At 68.7% G+C, this 17,030-nt stretch carries 13 protein-coding genes; 9 read left to right on the top strand and 4 right to left on the bottom strand.

The window, feature by feature from the left end:
- Positions 1–4: 4 nt before the first annotated feature.
- A complete protein-coding gene (locus ED92_RS05860; RefSeq protein ID WP_037333867.1) occupies positions 5–1,384 on the top strand; it encodes an amidase in 1,380 nt (459 codons plus the stop codon).
- A 75-nt stretch (positions 1,385–1,459) separates the two neighbouring features.
- Here ED92_RS05860 and ED92_RS05855 read toward each other — a convergent pair whose 3' ends face one another.
- Positions 1,460–2,314, bottom strand: coding sequence for a CoA ester lyase (locus ED92_RS05855; RefSeq protein WP_037333864.1), 855 nt, complete (start codon positions 2,312–2,314; stop codon positions 1,460–1,462).
- Entirely contained in the window at positions 2,311–3,381 is a 1,071-nt protein-coding gene (locus ED92_RS05850; protein WP_037333861.1) for a CoA ester lyase, read from the bottom strand. The genes ED92_RS05855 and ED92_RS05850 overlap by 4 nt, the downstream gene beginning before the upstream one ends.
- Positions 3,382–3,499: 118 nt before the next feature.
- Between ED92_RS05850 and ED92_RS05845 the strand changes: the two genes are divergently transcribed.
- From ED92_RS05845 to ED92_RS05825, 5 genes are all read left to right on the top strand, one after another.
- On the top strand, positions 3,500–5,710 hold the full coding sequence (locus tag ED92_RS05845; RefSeq protein ID WP_037333858.1) for a serine/threonine-protein kinase: 2,211 nt from the start codon (positions 3,500–3,502) through the stop codon (positions 5,708–5,710).
- On the top strand, positions 5,701–7,968 hold the full coding sequence (locus tag ED92_RS05840) for a serine/threonine-protein kinase (RefSeq protein WP_037333853.1): 2,268 nt from the start codon (positions 5,701–5,703) through the stop codon (positions 7,966–7,968). Before ED92_RS05845 ends, ED92_RS05840 begins: the two co-directional genes overlap by 10 nt.
- Positions 7,969–8,287: 319 nt before the next feature.
- On the top strand, positions 8,288–8,938 hold the full coding sequence (locus ED92_RS05835) for a hypothetical protein (RefSeq protein WP_037333848.1): 651 nt from the start codon (positions 8,288–8,290) through the stop codon (positions 8,936–8,938).
- A 19-nt stretch (positions 8,939–8,957) separates the two neighbouring features.
- Entirely contained in the window at positions 8,958–9,608 is a 651-nt protein-coding gene (locus ED92_RS05830) for an NAD(P)H-binding protein (protein WP_037333844.1), read from the top strand.
- A 50-nt stretch (positions 9,609–9,658) separates the two neighbouring features.
- The gene (locus tag ED92_RS05825) at positions 9,659–10,606 is read left to right on the top strand and encodes a ribose-phosphate pyrophosphokinase (RefSeq protein ID WP_037333840.1); all 948 of its coding nucleotides are present in this window, start codon (positions 9,659–9,661) and stop codon (positions 10,604–10,606) included.
- On the opposite strand, the gene ED92_RS05820 is transcribed toward ED92_RS05825, so the two are convergent.
- The gene (locus ED92_RS05820) at positions 10,603–11,907 is read right to left on the bottom strand and encodes a D-arabinono-1,4-lactone oxidase (RefSeq protein ID WP_037333837.1); all 1,305 of its coding nucleotides are present in this window, start codon (positions 11,905–11,907) and stop codon (positions 10,603–10,605) included. The genes ED92_RS05825 and ED92_RS05820 overlap by 4 nt on opposite strands.
- 89 nt (positions 11,908–11,996) lie before the next feature.
- Between ED92_RS05820 and ED92_RS05815 the strand changes: the two genes are divergently transcribed.
- Entirely contained in the window at positions 11,997–13,181 is a 1,185-nt protein-coding gene (locus tag ED92_RS05815) for an amino acid deaminase/aldolase (protein WP_037333834.1), read from the top strand.
- Positions 13,182–13,534: 353 nt separating this feature from the next.
- Here the strand turns inward: ED92_RS05815 and ED92_RS05810 are convergent, their stop codons facing one another.
- Positions 13,535–14,179: a TetR/AcrR family transcriptional regulator gene (locus ED92_RS05810; RefSeq protein ID WP_016330531.1), complete on the bottom strand. Its 645-nt coding sequence runs from the start codon at positions 14,177–14,179 to the stop codon at positions 13,535–13,537.
- A gap of 126 nt (positions 14,180–14,305) precedes the next feature.
- Between ED92_RS05810 and ED92_RS05805 the strand changes: the two genes are divergently transcribed.
- Positions 14,306–15,628: a GH1 family beta-glucosidase gene (locus ED92_RS05805; protein ID WP_037336098.1), complete on the top strand. Its 1,323-nt coding sequence runs from the start codon at positions 14,306–14,308 to the stop codon at positions 15,626–15,628.
- On the top strand, positions 15,621–16,877 hold the full coding sequence (locus tag ED92_RS05800) for an MFS transporter (protein WP_037333831.1): 1,257 nt from the start codon (positions 15,621–15,623) through the stop codon (positions 16,875–16,877). Before ED92_RS05805 ends, ED92_RS05800 begins: the two co-directional genes overlap by 8 nt.
- The last annotated feature ends 153 nt before the right edge of the window (positions 16,878–17,030 follow it).

The raw sequence follows: 17,030 nt of genomic DNA, 5'->3' as shown, positions 1-17,030 counted from the left end.
TGCCGTGCCGGAGTTGCCCGATCTGACCGCCGTCGAACTGGTCGCCCAATACCGCGCTGGGACGCTGTCGCCGGTCGAGGTCACCGAAGCGGTCCTCGCGCGTATCGAGACGCGCGAGCCCGAACTGCACGCGCTCTACGCGTACGACCCGAGCGGAGCACGCGAAGACGCGAAGGCGTCCGAAAGCCGTTGGCACGCGGGGGAGCCACTCGGCCCGATCGACGGTGTTCCGTTGACGCTCAAGGAGAACATCGCGACGCGCGGCACCCCGGTCCCGCTCGGCACGGCCGCCACGTCGCTGACGCCCGCACCCGAAGACGCCCCGGCGGGCGCTCGCGTGCGCGAGTCCGGTGGGGTTCTGCTGGGCAAGACGACCATGCCGGACTACGGGATGCTGACGTCCGGGCTGTCGAGTTTCCACACCGCGTCACGGAATCCGTGGGACACCACGCGCACGCCCGGTGGTTCCAGCGCGGGTGCGGGTTCGGCGGCCGCCGCGGGCTACGGCCCGCTGCACGTCGGCACCGACATCGGCGGCTCGATCCGGCTGCCCGCCGGCTGGTGCGGTCTGGTCGGGCTGAAGCCGAGCTTCGGGCGGGTGCCGGTGGATCCGCCGTTCCTCGGCCGCGTCGTCGGGCCGATGACGCGCACCGTGGCCGACACCGCGCTGCTGATGAGCGTTCTGTCCGGTGTGGACGGTCGCGATCACCTCTCGCTGCCTCCGTCCTCTATGGACTGGGAGGCGCTGTCTTGCGAGGTCAAGGGCCTGCGTATCGGACTGCACCTCGACCCGGGCGTCGGGCTTCCGGTCCTGCCGGAGACGATCGCCGCCGTCACCGAAGCCGCCCGTGTCTTCGAGGCGGCCGGTGCCGTCGTCGAGCCGGTTTCGCCGTTCCTGCGCCGGGAAATGCTCGACGGGCTCGACACCTTCTGGCGCGTCCGTGCCTGGTCGGACATGTCGGCCCTGCCCGAAGACCGCCGCGCGAAGGTGCTGCCGTACATCGCCGACTGGGCCGCCGGCGGCGCCGACGTCAGCGGTGTCGACGCCTACCGCGGCTTCGCGCAGATCGACGCCATCGCCGTCGCGACCCTGCGCGCGACCGAGCGTTTCGACGTCGTCCTGTCCCCGACCTGCCCGGTCTCGGCCCCGCCCGCCGACTGGCCCTCGCCGACCAACGACCCGCGCCGCCCGTTCGAGCACATCGCGTTCACCGTGCCGTACAACATGTCCGGCCAGCCCGCGGTCTCGATCAACTGCGGCTACACGAGCGACGACCAGCCCATCGGCCTGCAAATCAGCGGGCGCCGCTTCGCCGACCTCGACGTCCTTCGCGCCGCTGCCGCCTACGAAACCCTTCGCCCCACTCCGCGCCCCTGGCCCTGACCCCACCCCATGCATTTAGTCCTCTGAATGCGGTCGTTCGCTTCGCCAACTACCGCATTCAGAGGACTAAATGCGTCAAGCGCCGATCGCCTCGGCCAGCGCCAGGATCCGCCGCGCGTTCTCCACGTGCAGGTTCTCGATCATCCGCCCGTCCACGGTCACGACGCCCTGCCCGGCCGCCTGCGCCTCCTCGAACGCCGCGATGATCTTGCGCGATCGCGTGATCTCCTCCTCGGACGGCGCGAAGATCCGGTTGCACGGCTCCAGCTGCGCCGGGTGGATCAGCGTCTTGCCGTCGAAGCCGAACTGGCGCCCCTGCACGCATTCCGCCTCGAAGCCTTCGAGGTCCTTCACATCGTTGTAAACGCCGTCGAGGATCGCCTTGCCGGTCGCGCGCGCGGCCAGCAGCGCGAGGGAGAGCCCGCCCAGCAGCGGAGCGCGGCCGGGGACGAACTCGGCGTGCAGTTCCTTCGCCAGGTCGTTCGTGCCCATGACCAGCACGGTCAGCCGCTCGGACGCGGCGGCGATCTCCTCGGCGTGCAGCATCGCGACCGGCGTTTCGACCATCGCCCAGATCTTCGTGTGGTCCGGCGCGCCGCCGAGTTCCAGCGCGCGCTCGATGTTGTGCACTTCGGCGGCGGAGTTCACCTTCGGCACCACGACCGCGGCCGGGCCCGCCTGCGCGGCGGCGCGGAGGTCGGCGTCGTGCCATTCGGTGTCGAGGCCGTTGACGCGGATGGTCACCTCGCGCGAGCCGTATTCCTTCGACGAAGCGGCGGCGCAAACGCGTTCACGTGCGGCTTCCTTCGCGTCGGGCGCGACGGCGTCTTCGAGATCGAGGATGAGCCCGTCCGCGTCCAGCGTCTTGGCCTTTTCCAGCGCTCTTTCGTTCGCGCCGGGCATGTAGAGGACGGAACGCCGGGGGTTCATGCGGAAGCCTCCTTCGTGGCCGCGTCGTACGCGGCGGCGAGTTCAGGATCGTCGGCGGCGAGCGCGTCCGCGAGTTCGGCGACCACCCGGCACTGCTTCACCGAGGCGTCGTCCTGCATCTTGCCGTCGATCATCACCGCGCCGGTGCCATCACCCATCTCGGCGATGACACGCCGAGCCCAGGCAACGTCCTCGGGCGAAGGCGAGAACACCTTCTTGGCGATGTCGATCTGCACCGGGTGCAAGCTCCAAGCGCCCACGCAGCCGAGCAGGAACGCGTTGCGGAACTGGTCTTCACAGGCCACGACGTCGCGGATGTCGCCGAACGGCCCGTAGTACGGCAGGATCCCGTTCGCCGCGCAGGCGTCGACCATCCGCGCGACGGTGTAGTGCCACAGATCCTGCTGATACGTCGTGCGTCCCTCGTTCAGGTCCTCGCCGGTCGGGTCCGTGCGCACGAGGTAACCGGGGTGCCCGCCACCCACCCGGGTGGTCTTCATCCGGCGGCTCGCGGCGAGGTCGGCCGGGCCGAGCGAGATGCCCTGCATCCGGGGGCTCGCGCCGGCGATCTCCTCGACGTTCGCGACGCCGCTGGCGGTCTCCAGGATCGCGTGCACCAGCAGCGGCTTCGTCAGCCCGGCCCGCGCTTCGAGCTGCGCCAGCAGCCGGTCGACGTAGTGGATGTCCTGCGCGCCTTCGACCTTCGGCACCATGATCACGTCGAGTTTGTCGCCGATCTCGGTGACCAGGGTGATCAGGTCGTCGAGCACCCACGGCGAGTCGAGGCTGTTGACGCGCGTCCACAGCTGCGTCTTGCCGAAGTCGGTCGACTTCGCGATGGAGACCAGCCCGTTCCGCGCGGCCTCCTTGCGGTCGGCGCGCACGGCGTCTTCGAGGTTGCCGAGCAGGACGTCGACCTTCTTGGCGATGTCCGGGACCTTGGCGGCCATCTTCTCGTTGCTGGGATCGAAGAAGTGGATCATCCGCGAAGGAGGCACGGGGATCTGGCGGAGCGGTTCCGGCGCCCCCACCGCGAGCGGGGCGAAGAAATCCTTCGGCGAACGCATCGTTCCTCCATCGCTACGGGCCAAGTGACCGACGGGTAACCCTAAACCCGGAAGGCGGGGAACCGCTGCGGCGCAGCTCACCTCCAAGGGGACACGATCGGGAATCGCGGAGGAATCTGTGGACGACTGGGCCTTGCCGGGTTTCACCGAGCTGGGGTCGCTGGGTGAAGGGGGATTCGGACGGGTCGTGCTGGCCCGCCACGACGAATCCGCGCAGGTCGTGGCCATCAAATACCTCTATGCGAGGTTCGCCGCCGACCCGCAGCGCCTCGCCGAGTTCCGCCATGAGGCGCAGATCCTGAGCCGCGTTTCGGGGCCGCACATCGCCCGTCTGCACCAGTTCGTGGAGACCCCGCAAGGGGCCGCGATCATCATGGAAGCCGTTCACGGAATCTCCCTGAAAGAGATCCTCGGCCGCCAGGAGAAACTCGAACCCGAAGCCGCGCTGGCCATCCTCAAGGGCTCGCTGCTCGGTCTCGCCGGCGCGCACGCCGCGGGCACCGTCCACCGCGACTACAAACCGGCCAACGTCCTGGTCACCCGTGAGGGGCAGAGCAAACTCGTCGACTTCGGCATCGCCGTGCTCGCCGGGCAGACCGGGGTCGCCGCGGGCACCCCCGCGTACATGGCGCCCGAGCAGTGGGCGGGCGGTGTCGCCACCCCGGCGACCGATGTCTACGCCGCGACCTGCGTGTTCTTCCAGTGCGTCGTCGGCCACCGGCCCTACGAGGCGGAGCAGACCGAAGTGCTGCGCACGCTGCACGAATACGCCCCGATCCCGTTCGGCGAAGTACCCGAACCGGTCCGCGACCTCATCGCGCGCGGCATGGCGAAGGACGTCGCCCACCGGCCGTCGGGCGCGGCCGAATTCGTCGCTGAGCTGGAGGCGTCCGCCAGGAAGGCGTACGGCGACGATTGGGAGCGCAACGGCTGGCACTGGCTCGCCAAGGGCGCCGGTGTCCTGGTCGCCCTGTCCCCGTTGGCCCTGCTCGGCGCGGGAACCGCGGCCGCGCCGGTCCTCGCGGGTGGCGGGGTCGCGGCCACCGCCGGCGGCGGGATCGCGCTCGGCCTCAAGATCACCGCCGCGGTCGCCGCCGCCACCGCGGTCGCCGTCGGGACGGTCGTGGTGGTCAACACGAACAGCGACGACGAAGCGCCACCACGGACGACGACCGTCGCCGCGATGAAGGTCGACCTCCTCACCCGCACCGAGAAGCTCGACGGCTTCGACTTCAACGGGAAGTACGTCCGCATCAGCGGGCTGAAGGACAAGGCGGTCGAGGAGCGGGTCAACAAGGCGCTGATGGCGCCGATCGACGGCTGGCTCACCAGCGTCTGGCCGCCGGGCAGCCCGCCGGAAAAGGAACCCGACGGCGACATCCCGCATATGTCCACCACCGCCGAGGTCCTGCGCCAGGACGACAAGCTGATCTCGGTCGTCTACGAACGCTCGGTCGAGACGGTCCAGCTCGGGAACCACGGCGCCTACGCCGTCCGGACCCTCGTGATCGACCTGTCCGACGGCGACGTGATCCCGACCGCGGGCCTGTTCGCCGACGTCGACGGCAACGCCGAACGGATGCGGATGGTGGAGGACCGGATGTACGCCTCGGCCAAACCGGGCGAGTGTCTCGCCACGCCGCCGTCGGCGCCCGAGCACCTTCCCGCGGGCGCGATGTCCGACCGATACACCCAGGACGGGGCGATCGTGCAGGCGGCGCCCGCGGCGAACGGGATGGAGTTCCGCGTCGCCGCCTTCGCGCTCGGGTACCCGATGGTCTGCAATCCGACGACCGTCACCGTGCCTTACGAACGGCTGCGTGACCTGCTGAGTCCCGCGGTCGCGTACCTGCTCGGTGGCAAGCAGGGCGAAAAGACCAAAGAGGACAACGTCGGCGCCTTCACCATCACCACCCCGGAATCCTGGCGGCTGCTCTCCGACGATCCCGTCGAGCGCTACCTGGTGACCGCCGACCAGTGCACGCAGCCGTTCCAGTGCGCGGGCGTCGTCTTCAGCGACAACTCGCGGGTCGATCCGGCCACCCCGCCCTATGAACCGGGCAAGCCGTACAACCGATCCACCGGCCCGCGTCCGTGTCACTCGCTCGGGGCACCAGGGGAGACTCAGGGGTCGCCTGTCCTGCAGACGAAGGAGCTTCGTTCGATCGGGACTAAGAAGGCGGCCTACGAAGAGTGGCGACTCACGTGTTCCGGCGGCGGTAGCGTCACCCAGCGGGTCTGGTTCCTGCCGAAAACGCAGCTCGTGATCGTGGACGAGTGGAACACTCCAGGCCTCGACAAGATCCTGGAAGAGGCGAAGTGGAACTAAGCGACGAGTGGAGACTGCCCGGCTTCACGGAGCTGGAGCAGCTGGGCACCGGCACCTTCGGCCGCGTGGTGCTCGCGCGCCAGGACAACACCGGCCACGTCGTCGCGATCAAGTACCTCTTCTCCCGCTTCGCCGCCGAGCCCGCCTATCTCGACGCGTTCCGCCAGGAAGCCCTGGCGCTGCACCGGGTGACGAGCCCGCACGTCGTGAAGCTGTACGAGTTCTTCGAGACGCCGCAGGGTGCGGCGATCGTCATGGAGGCGATCAACGGCGTCTCCCTGCGTTCCGTCCTGCAGGCCGAAGGCGCTCTCGAACCCGAAGCCGCCCTCGCGGTCCTGAAGGGATCGCTGCTCGGGCTGGCCGCGGCGCACTCCGTGAACGTCGTCCACCGGGACTACAAACCGGCCAACGTCCTCGTCGCCGACACCGGCGAGAGCAAACTGGTCGACTTCGGCACGGCCGTCCTCGCGGGTGAACGCGGCCCGTCCGTCGGCACGCCCGCGTACATGGCGCCCGAGCAGTGGTCCGGCGGCCAGGCCACTCCCGCGACCGACGTCTACGCCGCGACCTGCGTGTTCTTCCAGTGCGTCGCCGGGCATCGGCCGTACGAGGCCGAGCAGACCGAAGTGCTGCGCACGCTGCACGAACACGCGCCCATCCCGTTCGGCGAAGTCCCCCAGCCGGTGCACGAGATCGTCGCGCTGGGGATGGCGAAGGACCCGGCGAAACGGCCGGTCGACGCGCTCATGTTCGTCAGCGAACTGGAACGCGTCGCCCGCGCGGGATACGGCGACGAATGGGAACGCAAGGGCTGGTCGCGGCTGGCGAAGGCGGCGGGCGTGCTCGCCGCCGCGACGCCGTTGGTCCTGCTCAGCGCCGGTACGGCGGCCGCGCCCGGCGTCGCCGCCGCCGGAACGGGTGCGGCGGCCGCGTCGACCGGCGGGATCGCGGTCGGGCTGAAGATCACCGCCGGGGTCATCGCGGCGACGGCCGCCGTGGTCGGCTCGGTGGTCGTCTTCTCCGACGCGAGCACTCCGCCCCCGTCACCGCCGACCACGCAGCAGGCCGTCGCACTCAAGGTCGCCATGAAGACCGAGTCCGGGACAGTGCCCGGCACGACCCTCGCCTACACCGGCGAACGGCCGGAGGTGACCGGGTCGCCCGATCAAGCCTGGCTCAAACGGGTCAACGACGCGCTGACCGCGCCGATCGACGCCTGGAACCGCAAAACCGGCCCCGGTGCCGCCAAGCTGGAGCCGGAACGCGGCCCGTACACACTGACCACGAAGGCCGACATCCGCACGGAGAACGAGCGGTACCTCTCGGTGCGCTACACCCACGACCTCGTGAACAAACCGCATCCGACCTGGGGTTACGGCCGCGCGACGGTGACGATCGACCTCAAGGAGGGCAAGGCGCTCACGCCCGCCGAGCTGTTCGCGCCCGGGAAGTTCACCGACGACGGCCTCCGGGAACTGACCGAACGCCTCTGGCCCGACAAGGAGCAATGCGGCGCCCCGACCACCGTTTTCCCGTACCGGCCGCTCCGGGCGGCGGACCTCACCGAAGACCCGAAGGTGTGGCTCGCGTTCGCGCCGACGGCCCTCGAGATCACCGTCAACCTGACCGATCTCGGCTTCTCCACCGCCTGCAGCGTCAAGGACCTCACGCTGCCGTACGACAAGGTGCGCGACCTGCTGAACCCCGCCCTTGTCGATGGCGTGACCAGCGGAAAGGTGGTCAAAGGCACGTCGTCCGCCCCGCCGGCGCAGGGCGTCACGGACGTCTCGGCCGGAGCGCTCACCCTGCATCTGCCGCAAGGCTGGTCCGAGGTCTCGCAGGGGCTGGAGAAGGTGCTCGTCGCGCCGGGCTGCCCGGATCCCAAGAAGTACTTCAACTGCAAGTACGTCCTCGTCACGGATAACACCCAGCGCTCCGCCGAGCAGCCGCCGTACCGGCCGGGGGAGTTCTACCGGCGCAGCGCGGGCGGCCGGGCCTGCAACGCCGCCGGGCGCAAGGACCTCCGCCAAGAGGGTGACGCCGCGCGGACGGCTTCCGCCACCGCACCGGTCGGCGGGGCGACGGCGACCTACGAGGAGTGGACGATCCAGTGTGTTCCTCGTGGACAGACGGGCGGCAGCGGCGAGACGCAAGTGACGCAGCGGATCTGGTTCCTTGCGGACAGGCAAATCGTGGTGATGGACGAGTGGCGGACGCCGGGCGTCGAAGAACTCCTTCGTACCGCGACGATCTCCTGACCTGACCTGCGAAAGTCCAAAGTGGAATGAGTATTCATTGGGCCGAATGGCCTAACGTCTCGTTTCGTTCCCCGTGACCGTTCGGAGACACCGGGTAACACCACTTACCTCCCTCTCACTCGGTTGGCGGCACGGTCGGACTGAAGTCGAATGACCGCCTACCGACCGGTCACCGATGACAAAGTGCCGCCGATCGCAGCCACTCCCGTTGTCCGGCGCCGCCGCCTCCCCGCCCTGTTAGACAGGTCATGTGCCGCTTCCACCGAGGTGGCACGGGGATGACGAGCCCTAGGGAAACCAGGTTCGAAGGAGGCGGAACGTGGCGGCTACACCGAACATGGAGAGCTCGACGGTCGCCGGTGGCGCGAAGCGCAGCCGGTCACTGCCGAGCCGGGTGGTGCCGCCGATCGAACTGCCCGCGAGCGTCGGGGAGCTTTCGCGCAAGGCGGCGGCCCTGCTCGGTTGGAACGGCATCGTCTTGCCGGAGACCACCGTGCTCGGCCGCAAGATCTGCGTGGTCGCCCGGCTCCGTACCGACGTGCACGCGGAGCGCATCGCGATGGGCATGGGTCCCGTCGTCGATCGCGCCACCGTCGACACCTGGACATGGCCAGAGCTGGCCGCGACCGCACCCGCGCCGGCCGCCGAGATCATCGGCGTCCTCGCGGTCGCCCGGCACTGGCGCACCGCGATGGCCTCCGCGGTTCCGTTCGCACGTTACGGCGAGGCCGCGATGGTTCTCCCATCGCCTGCCGTACTGACGGAAGACTACGTCGGCAACTGCCTGCCGCGTGCCCGTGCCTACGGGCTCGGCATCGTCACCGCCGACCCCAACGCGGTGGCCGACCTCGACCTCGAGGGTCACGGCGAGCGCATGATCCTCGACGAGGACCCGGTCTCGCGCTTGGTCAACGAGATCGTCTACGAGCAGCTGCTCCGCGAAACCGAGCTTCCTGCCGAAGTGGACTGAACGCGCTACGGTCGGGTCCATGCGAGTCGTCATTGCGGGTGGACACGGACAGATCGCGCTGAAGCTGGAGAAACTGCTCTCCGCACGCGGTGATCAGGCGGTGGGGATCGTGCGCAATCCCGATCACGTCGCCGATCTCGAAGCCGCCGGTGCCGAAGCGGTCGTCCTCGATCTGGAAAAGTCCGATGTGGACGCCGTCGCCAAGGTGCTCGACGGCGCCGACGCCGCCATCTTCGCGGCGGGCGCCGGGCCGGGCAGCGGGACCGCTCGTAAGGACACTGTGGACAGAGCGGCCGCCGAACTCTTCGCGGCCGCCTCCGAGCGGGCGGGCGTCCGGCGGCATGTCCAGGTCGGCTCCATGGGCGCGGACAAATGGGAGACCGCGGACGTCTCCGACGAGTTCCGGATCTACCTCAAGGCCAAGAAAGCGGCCGAAGACGATCTGCGCGCCCGCGATCTCGATTGGACGATCCTGCGGCCGGGGCAGCTCACCAACGACGAAGGCACCGGCAAGATCTTGATCGCCGAGTCCACCGGTCGTGGGCCCATTCCCCGACAGGACGTCGCCGCGATCCTCGTCGCGCTGCTCGACAACCCGTCCACGGCGGGACGCGTCCTCGAAGCGATCTCGGGTGATACTGCTATCTCTCAGGCCTTTTCCGCACTGTGAAACTCTAGTGTGTGGACGTAATCCGTCTTTTGACTGAACGGAGAAGGTCCTTGCGCGAGGACATCGCGGTCTTCAGTGGCAGCGCCCATCCCGAGCTCGCCGAAGAGATCTGCGCCCATCTCGGTGTTCCCCTGCATCCGGTGAAGGTGCAGCGGTTCGCCAACGACTGTCTCGAAGTCCAGCTCGAAGCGAACTGCCGCGAGCGCGACGTCTTCCTGATCCAGCCGTTGGTGCGGCCGGTGCAGGAACATCTCGTCGAACTGCTGCTGATGCTGGACGCCGCGCGGGGCGCTTCGGCGAAGCGGATCACCGTCGTCATGCCGCACTATTCGTACGCCCGGTCGGACAAGAAGGACGCGCCGCGGATCTCGATCGGCGGCCGTCTCGTCGCCGACCTGATGGCGACCGCCGGCGCCGATCGCGTCCTCGCGATGACACTGCACTCGCCGCAGGTGCACGGATTCTTCAGCGTCCCGGTCGATCACCTGCACGCGCTGCAGGAACTGGCGAAGCACTTCCGCCAGTACGACCTGTCCGCGACCACCGTGGTCTCGCCGGATCTCGGCAACGCCAAGGAGGCCGCGCATTTCGCCCGGCTGCTCGGTGTCCAGGTCGCGGCGGGCGCGAAGCAGCGCTTCGCCGACGACAGGGTCGAGATCAGCTCGGTGATCGGCGAGATCACCGGCCGCGACGTCATCGTCCTCGACGACGAGATCGCCAAGGGCAGCACGGTGATCGAACTGCTCAACAAGCTCCGGGAACTGAAGCCGCGTTCGATCCGCGTCGCCTGCACGCACGGCCTCTTCTCCAGCGGCGCGCTCGAGCGGATCGGCAGCCAGCCCGACGTGCTGGAGGTCGTCTGCACGAACACGGTGCCCATCCCGCCGGAGGAGCAGAGCCCGAAACTGCGGGTCCTGTCGATCGCGCCCGCGCTGGCGGAGGCGATGCGCCGGATCCACAACGGAGAGTCGGTCAGCGCGCTGTTCGAAACCGCTTAGGGAGTGCCGAGGACCCGGTCGAGATACGTGTTCGTGAAGATCCCGGCCGGGTCCACCTCCTTGCGGACCCGCAGGAAATCGTCGAAGCGCGGGTAGCGCGAGCGCAGTGTCGCGGCGTCGAGGTCGTGCATCTTGCCCCAGTGCGGGCGGCCGCCGACCTCGCCGACGATCGACGCGAACCCGGCGAAGTACTCCCGATAGGGCATGCCGACGAACTGGTGGATCGCGATGTAGGCCGAGTCGCGGCCGTTCGCGGTCGAAAGCCAGATGTCGTCCGCCGCGGCGACGCGCACCTCGACCGGGAACGCGACCGGGTTCTCCAGCTTCGGGACGAACGCACGGAGTTCGGCGAAGACGTCGTGCAGCGCGTCGCGGGGGATCGCGAACTCCGACTCGACGAACCGCACGCCGCGATGGGTCACGAAGACGCGATGCGACGTGTCGCTGTACTCGCGGGCGGAAAGGATGTTCGAGGCGAACCGGCCGAGCGGCTGCACGAGTTTCGGCACCGCGCGGCCGAGGCGGCACAGGCCGCCGAACGCGACGTTCTCGGTGACCTCGTAGTCGACGAACTCCTTCAGCCTGCTCAACGGCCGGTGCTCGCTACCCGCGGGAAGCCGGTTGTTGCGCTTGACCAGGGCGTTCTTGCCGTAGGGGAACCAGTAGAACTCGAAGTGGTCGTTCTCGTCGGCGAACTGGTCGAAGCCTTCGAGGACCTGTTCGAGCGGTTCCGGCCGCTCCTGGGCGGAGAGCAGGAACGACGGTTCACACTGCAGGGTGACCGTGCTGATGACGCCGAGCGCGCCCAGACCGACCCGCGCCGCGGCGAAGAGGTCGGGGCGTTCGTCCGCCGAACAGGTGACCACGGTGCCGTCGGCGAGCACGAGTTCGAGCGCGGCGATCTGGGTGGCGATGCCGCCGAGCTTGGCGCCGGTGCCGTGGGTGCCGGTGGAAATCGCGCCGGCGACGGTCTGCGCGTCGATGTCGCCGAGGTTGGTCATCGCCAGGCCCAGCGCGTCGAGTTCGGCGTTGAGCTGCTTGAGCGTGGTGCCCGAACGGACCGTGACCAGGCCTTTCGCGACGTCGGCGGAGGCGATCCCGGTCCAGCCGGTCAGGTCCATGGCGTCCGAATTCGCGGCGGCGATCGCGGTGAAGGAGTGGCCGCTGCCGAGTGGGCGGAGGCGTCGTCCGTCCGCGGCGGACCGGCCGATCGCTTCGGCGATCGCGTCCGTGTCACGCGGCCGATGCACGCGCAGCGGCGACGCCGTCGCGGTGCCGGCCCAGTTGCTCCACCGTGTCATGCGCCCACCTATTCCGAGAGGCTGTGAGTGCCGAAACAGTAAGTGAATAGTATTCGCGTTTCAAGCCCTTCTGTCGTACCTTAGTTCGGGTGACCAGTGCGACGGTGTACGACTTGGCGACGAAGGACCTGGATCCTCCGTTCGCGATTGTCGACTTGGATGCGTTCGACGCGAACGGCGCCGACCTGCTGCGGCGGGCGGCCGGGAAGCCGATCCGCGTGGTCAGCAAATCCGTGCGCTGCCGGTATCTGCTCGAACGGGTCCTCGCGCGGCCCGGCTTCGAAGGCCTCATGTGCTACTCGCTCGCCGAAGCCGTCTGGCATGTCGAGCAGGGGACGTCCGACGACATCGTGGTGGCGTACCCGACCGCCGACCACGGCGCGCTGCGGCGGCTGGCGGCGAACGACCGGGCGCGGGCGGCGATCTCGATCATGGTCGACTCGCCCGAACATCTCGACCTGGTCGATGCCGCGCTCGGGCAGGGGCATCCCGAAATCCGGGTCTGCCTGGAACTCGACGCTTCGTGGCGGCCGCTGCCCGGAGTGCACATCGGCACCCGGCGCTCGCCGGTGTTCAGCCCGCGGCAGGCCGCGGATCTGGCGCGGACCATCTTGTCCCGCAAGGGTTTCCGGCTGGTCGGGATGATGGCGTACGAAGGGCAGATCGCCGGGCTCGGCGACGCGGCGGGCAGTGGGGCCAAGAACTCCGTCATCGGCTGGATGCAGCGAAAGTCCATTGTGGAAATCGCGAAGCGCCGTGCGGCCGCGGTTCGCGCCGTGCGGGGGCTGGCGGATCTGGAGTTCGTCAACGGCGGCGGCAGCGGCAGCGTCGAATCGACCGGCGCCGAAGCGGCCGTCACCGAAATCGCGGCGGGCTCCGGCCTGATCGGGCCGACGCTTTTCGACGGCTACGCGCATTTCTCGCCGCGCCCGGCCGCGATGTTCGCGCTGCCCGTCGTCCGGCGCCCCGCCCCGAAGGTCGCGACGCTCTTCTCCGGCGGCTACATCGCTTCGGGCCCTGCGGAGTCTTCGCGCCTCCCGAAGCCCTACTTGCCCGAAGGTCTCTCGCTGCTCGGCTTCGAAGGCGCCGGCGAAGTCCAAACCCCCGTCTCCGGCGAAGCGGCCCGCCACCTGCGGCTCGGCGACCGCGTCTGGCTGCGCCACGCGAAAGCCGGAGAACTCGCCGAACGCTTCACGCACTACCACGTCGTCGTCGGCGACCGCGTCGACCGGACCGTCCCCACCTACCGCGGCGAGTCCCAAAACTTCGGCTGACCCCGCGACCCCACCCCCCACCCATCCCTGGGGGGCGCGCCCCGCACCAGCGTATCGGGAGGGGGCGACGGGGGACGGGGTTCGGTGGGGTGAGGGGCGAGGTTGTCCACAACTGTGGGTGGGTGTGGACAACTTATGTGGACAACCGGGTAACGCCAGGTCAGTGGGTGTGAAGGCGGGGCTGCTGGGAATCGTGTGACTGGTGGGGCGACGGGTTCGGGCGTCGGTGGACACGAATGGAGCAAGGGCCTCCTTTGAGACACTCAACGTCTCAAAGGGGGCCTTCAGGACGTCCGGGCAGAGCTGCGGGAGTCCACAGTGGACGAAGCGTCGAGAACCCCGAGCGGAGAACCTCAGGCCTCCCCGAACTTGCTCGCCAAGTAGCCCTTCACCACCGACTTCGCCTCCGCCACGATCCGCTCGTCCCCTCGCGGGTCCCGGCGGAAAGCCAGCTTCAGCAGCGCGTCGGCGGTCTCGTTCGCGATCGTCAGCGCGAATCGGATGTCGTCCGGCGGCGACTGGATCCGCGCGGAGAGCACATCGGTGAGCGCGTCGACGATGACCGCGTTGTTGTCACGCGTCTCGTCGAGGAGTTGCCGGTCCACGACGTCACCGAAGTGCACCTTCGAGAAGCCGGGTACCTCGCGGTGCATCGCCAAGTAGATGTCGAGGATCGAGTCCACGACGTCCCACCAGTGCTCGGGCGCGAGCTCGTTCAGCGTTTCCGACACCGAGGCGACGAACCGCTCGAGGTTCCGCTGCGTCAGCGCCTGCACCACGGCCCGCTTGTCGGGGAAGAACTGGTACAGCGAACCGACGGCCACCCCGGCGCGCTTCGCGATCAGCGTGGTCGTCAACGCGTCGTAGCCGAGTTCGTCGATCAGCTGGGCGCTGGCGTCGAGCATCTGCTCCACCCGCTTGGCGCTGCGCTGCTGAACGGGCTGCCGCCGGAGCGGAGTCGTCTCCGCTTGCGGTTTCGCGGCCTGGATGTCGGACACTCGGGCTCCTCCTTCGCTGATCTGCGACTTTATCGTGCCGACAGGGTTCCCCCCGGTCGAGTGAAGGCATAGTATCTGAGAACTTTTCATGTTCGGCCGAGTCTGAAGAGGAAAGGCGTGCCGCCGGTGGAGAATCCGACCTTCCCGTCCGAATTCCTGTGGGGTGTATCGACCTCCGCCTTCCAGATCGAGGGGGCGACCGGTGAAGGCGGCCGGGGACAGTCCATTTGGGACACGTTCACCGAAACGGAGGGAAAGATCGCGCGGGCTGAGCACGCCAAGGTAGCGGCCGATCACTTCCACCGCTACTCCGAGGACATCTCGCTGATGGCCGAACTCGGCGTCGGCGCCTACCGCATGTCCTTCGCCTGGCCCCGGATCCAGCCCGACGGCGACGGCAAACCCAACGCCGAAGGCCTTGCGTTCTATGACAAATTGCTCGACGAGGTCTGCGCCGCCGGTATCGCGCCGACCGGGACGCTCTTCCATTGGGACCTCCCGCAGGCCCTCGAAGACAAGGGCGGCTGGCTCGCTCGCGACACCGCCGAACGGTTCGGGGAGTACGCCGCCATCGTGGGCGAGCGGTTCTCCGATCGGGTGAAAATGTGGATCCCGCTCAACGAGCCCATGGTCATGTCGATCTTCGGCTACGCGATCGGCGAGTACGCGCCCGGCAAGACACTCCTGCTCGACGCCCTGCCCACCGCGCACTACCAGAATCTCGCGCACGGTCTCGCGGTCCAAGCGCTGCGCGCGGCCGGTGCCCGGAGCGTCGGCACGGCCAACAATCATTCGCCGATCTGGCCCGCCACCGATTCGCCGGAGGACAAGGCCGCGGGCGAATGGATCGACGCCCTCATCAATCGCACTTACGCGGATCCGGTGCTGCTCGGCCGATATCCCGAACAAGTAGTCGCGCATCTCCCGGCGGGTTTCGCCGACGATCTGCCGACCATCGCGCAGCCCCTCGACTTCTACGGGGTGAATTACTACGAGCCGCAGGGCGTCGCCGCGCCCGGCGAAGGCAATCCGCTGCCCTTCGAGCTTCGCGCGATCGAGGGATATCCCATGACCACCAACGATTCGCCGATCGTCCCGCACGGGCTGCGCGATCTGCTCGTCGGCTTCCACGAGCGCTACCGCGAGCACCTCCCGCCCGTCTACATCACCGAAAACGGCTGCAGCTTCGACGACGTCGTCGCCGAAGACGGCCACGTCCACGACCAGGAACGCATCGACTTCCTCGACAGTCACCTGGTCGCGGTGCGCGAAGCGATGGACGCCGGCGTCGACGTCCGCGGGTACTTCGTCTGGTCGCTGATGGACAACTTCGAATGGTCGAAGGGCTACCAGCCGCGGTTCGGGCTGGTGCACATCGATTACGAGACACAGAAGCGCACGCCGAAGGACTCCTTCGGCTGGTACCGGGAACTGATCCGCCATGAGTGAGGTCCGGGATCTGCCCGAGGCGCTCGCCGAGCCGGTCGCCAGGGTCCGCGCGGGGTGGATGAGCCTGCTGTTCTTCGCGAACATCGCGCTCTGGCTGGGGGTTTACGCACCCATCCAGGTTCTCCTGCCCAAACAGGCCGAACTGCTGGACGCCACCAGTAAGGAGGCCGTGTTCAGCCTGGTCACCGGCATCGGCGCGGTCGTCGCGCTGATCGCCAACCCGGCCGTCGGTCTGCTGTCCGACCGGACCTGTTCCGCTCGCGGCCGTCGTCATCCGTGGACGGCGGCCGGCGCCGCTGTCGCCGCCGCCGGACTGCTCGTCCTCGCGTTCGCGCCGAACGTCGCGGTCATGGTGCTCGGCTGGTGTCTGGTCCAGGCGGGACTGAACGGGATGCTCGCGATGCTGGTGTCGGCCATCGCCGACCGCGTTCCCGTACCCCAGCGCGCCCAGGTCGGCGGCCTCGTCGGCATCGCCCAGATGCTCGGGACCGTGCTCGGCGCGGTGGTGGTCGTGGTGATGCTCGACCTCGCCGGGCTCCCGCTGGGCTACGCGGTGTGCGCGGCCATCGTGCTGGCGGGCGCGGCGGCGTTCGTCCTGCGCACGCCGGACGCGCGGCTGCCGGTCGCGTTCCGGCCGTCGGCCAGGACTCGGGACGTACTCGCGAATCTGTGGATCTCCCCGCGCAGGCATCCGGACTTCGCCTGGGCGTGGGGCTGCCACTTCATGATCAACCTCGGCAACGCCTTCGGGACGCTGTACCTGTTGTTCTTCCTCAAGGACGCGGTGCACTACGAAGATCCGGACACCGGACTGCTGATCATGATGGGCCTCTACGGCGCGGCGCTCGTCGTCGGCGCGCTCATCGCCGGGCACTTCTCCGACAAGACGGGACGCCGGAAGCCATACGTCCTCGCCGCTTCGGCGGTGATGGCCGTCGCCGCCCTGCTGCTGGTGGTCTGGCAGAACTGGACGGCCGCGCTTGCGGCGTCACCGTTGCTGGGAGTCGGTTTCGGCGCGTACATGGCCGTCGCGCTGGCGATGCTCACGCAGGTGCTGCCCACCGCGCAGGACCGGGCGAAGGACCTCGGCGTCATCAACATCGCGAACTCGCTGCCGCAGGTGGTGGCGCCGATGCTGACCGCGCCGATTTTGGCCTACCTGGGCGGATATCCGAGCCTTTTCGCGGCTTCGGCGCTGTCCACCGTCATCGCCGCGGTACTGGTCACGCGGGTGAAGGGCGTCAGCTGAAGGTTGGAGACCGCGGACCGGTGCCGGTCGGGGGAGGGGAGTGCAACGGCACCGGCCCGCGGGGTTCGGGGGATGGCAGCGCGCTCCGGGGCAGGTATCGCGCTGCGTTTGTGATCATCAACCTAGCGACCGATTACTGCCTTCGCTAGGTGT

This window comes from Amycolatopsis sp. MJM2582, assembly GCF_000754115.1.
Classification (GTDB): domain Bacteria; phylum Actinomycetota; class Actinomycetes; order Mycobacteriales; family Pseudonocardiaceae; genus Amycolatopsis; species Amycolatopsis japonica.
The sequence above is the reverse complement of the archived record's forward strand: the minus strand, read 5'-3'. Positions and strand labels throughout refer to the sequence as shown.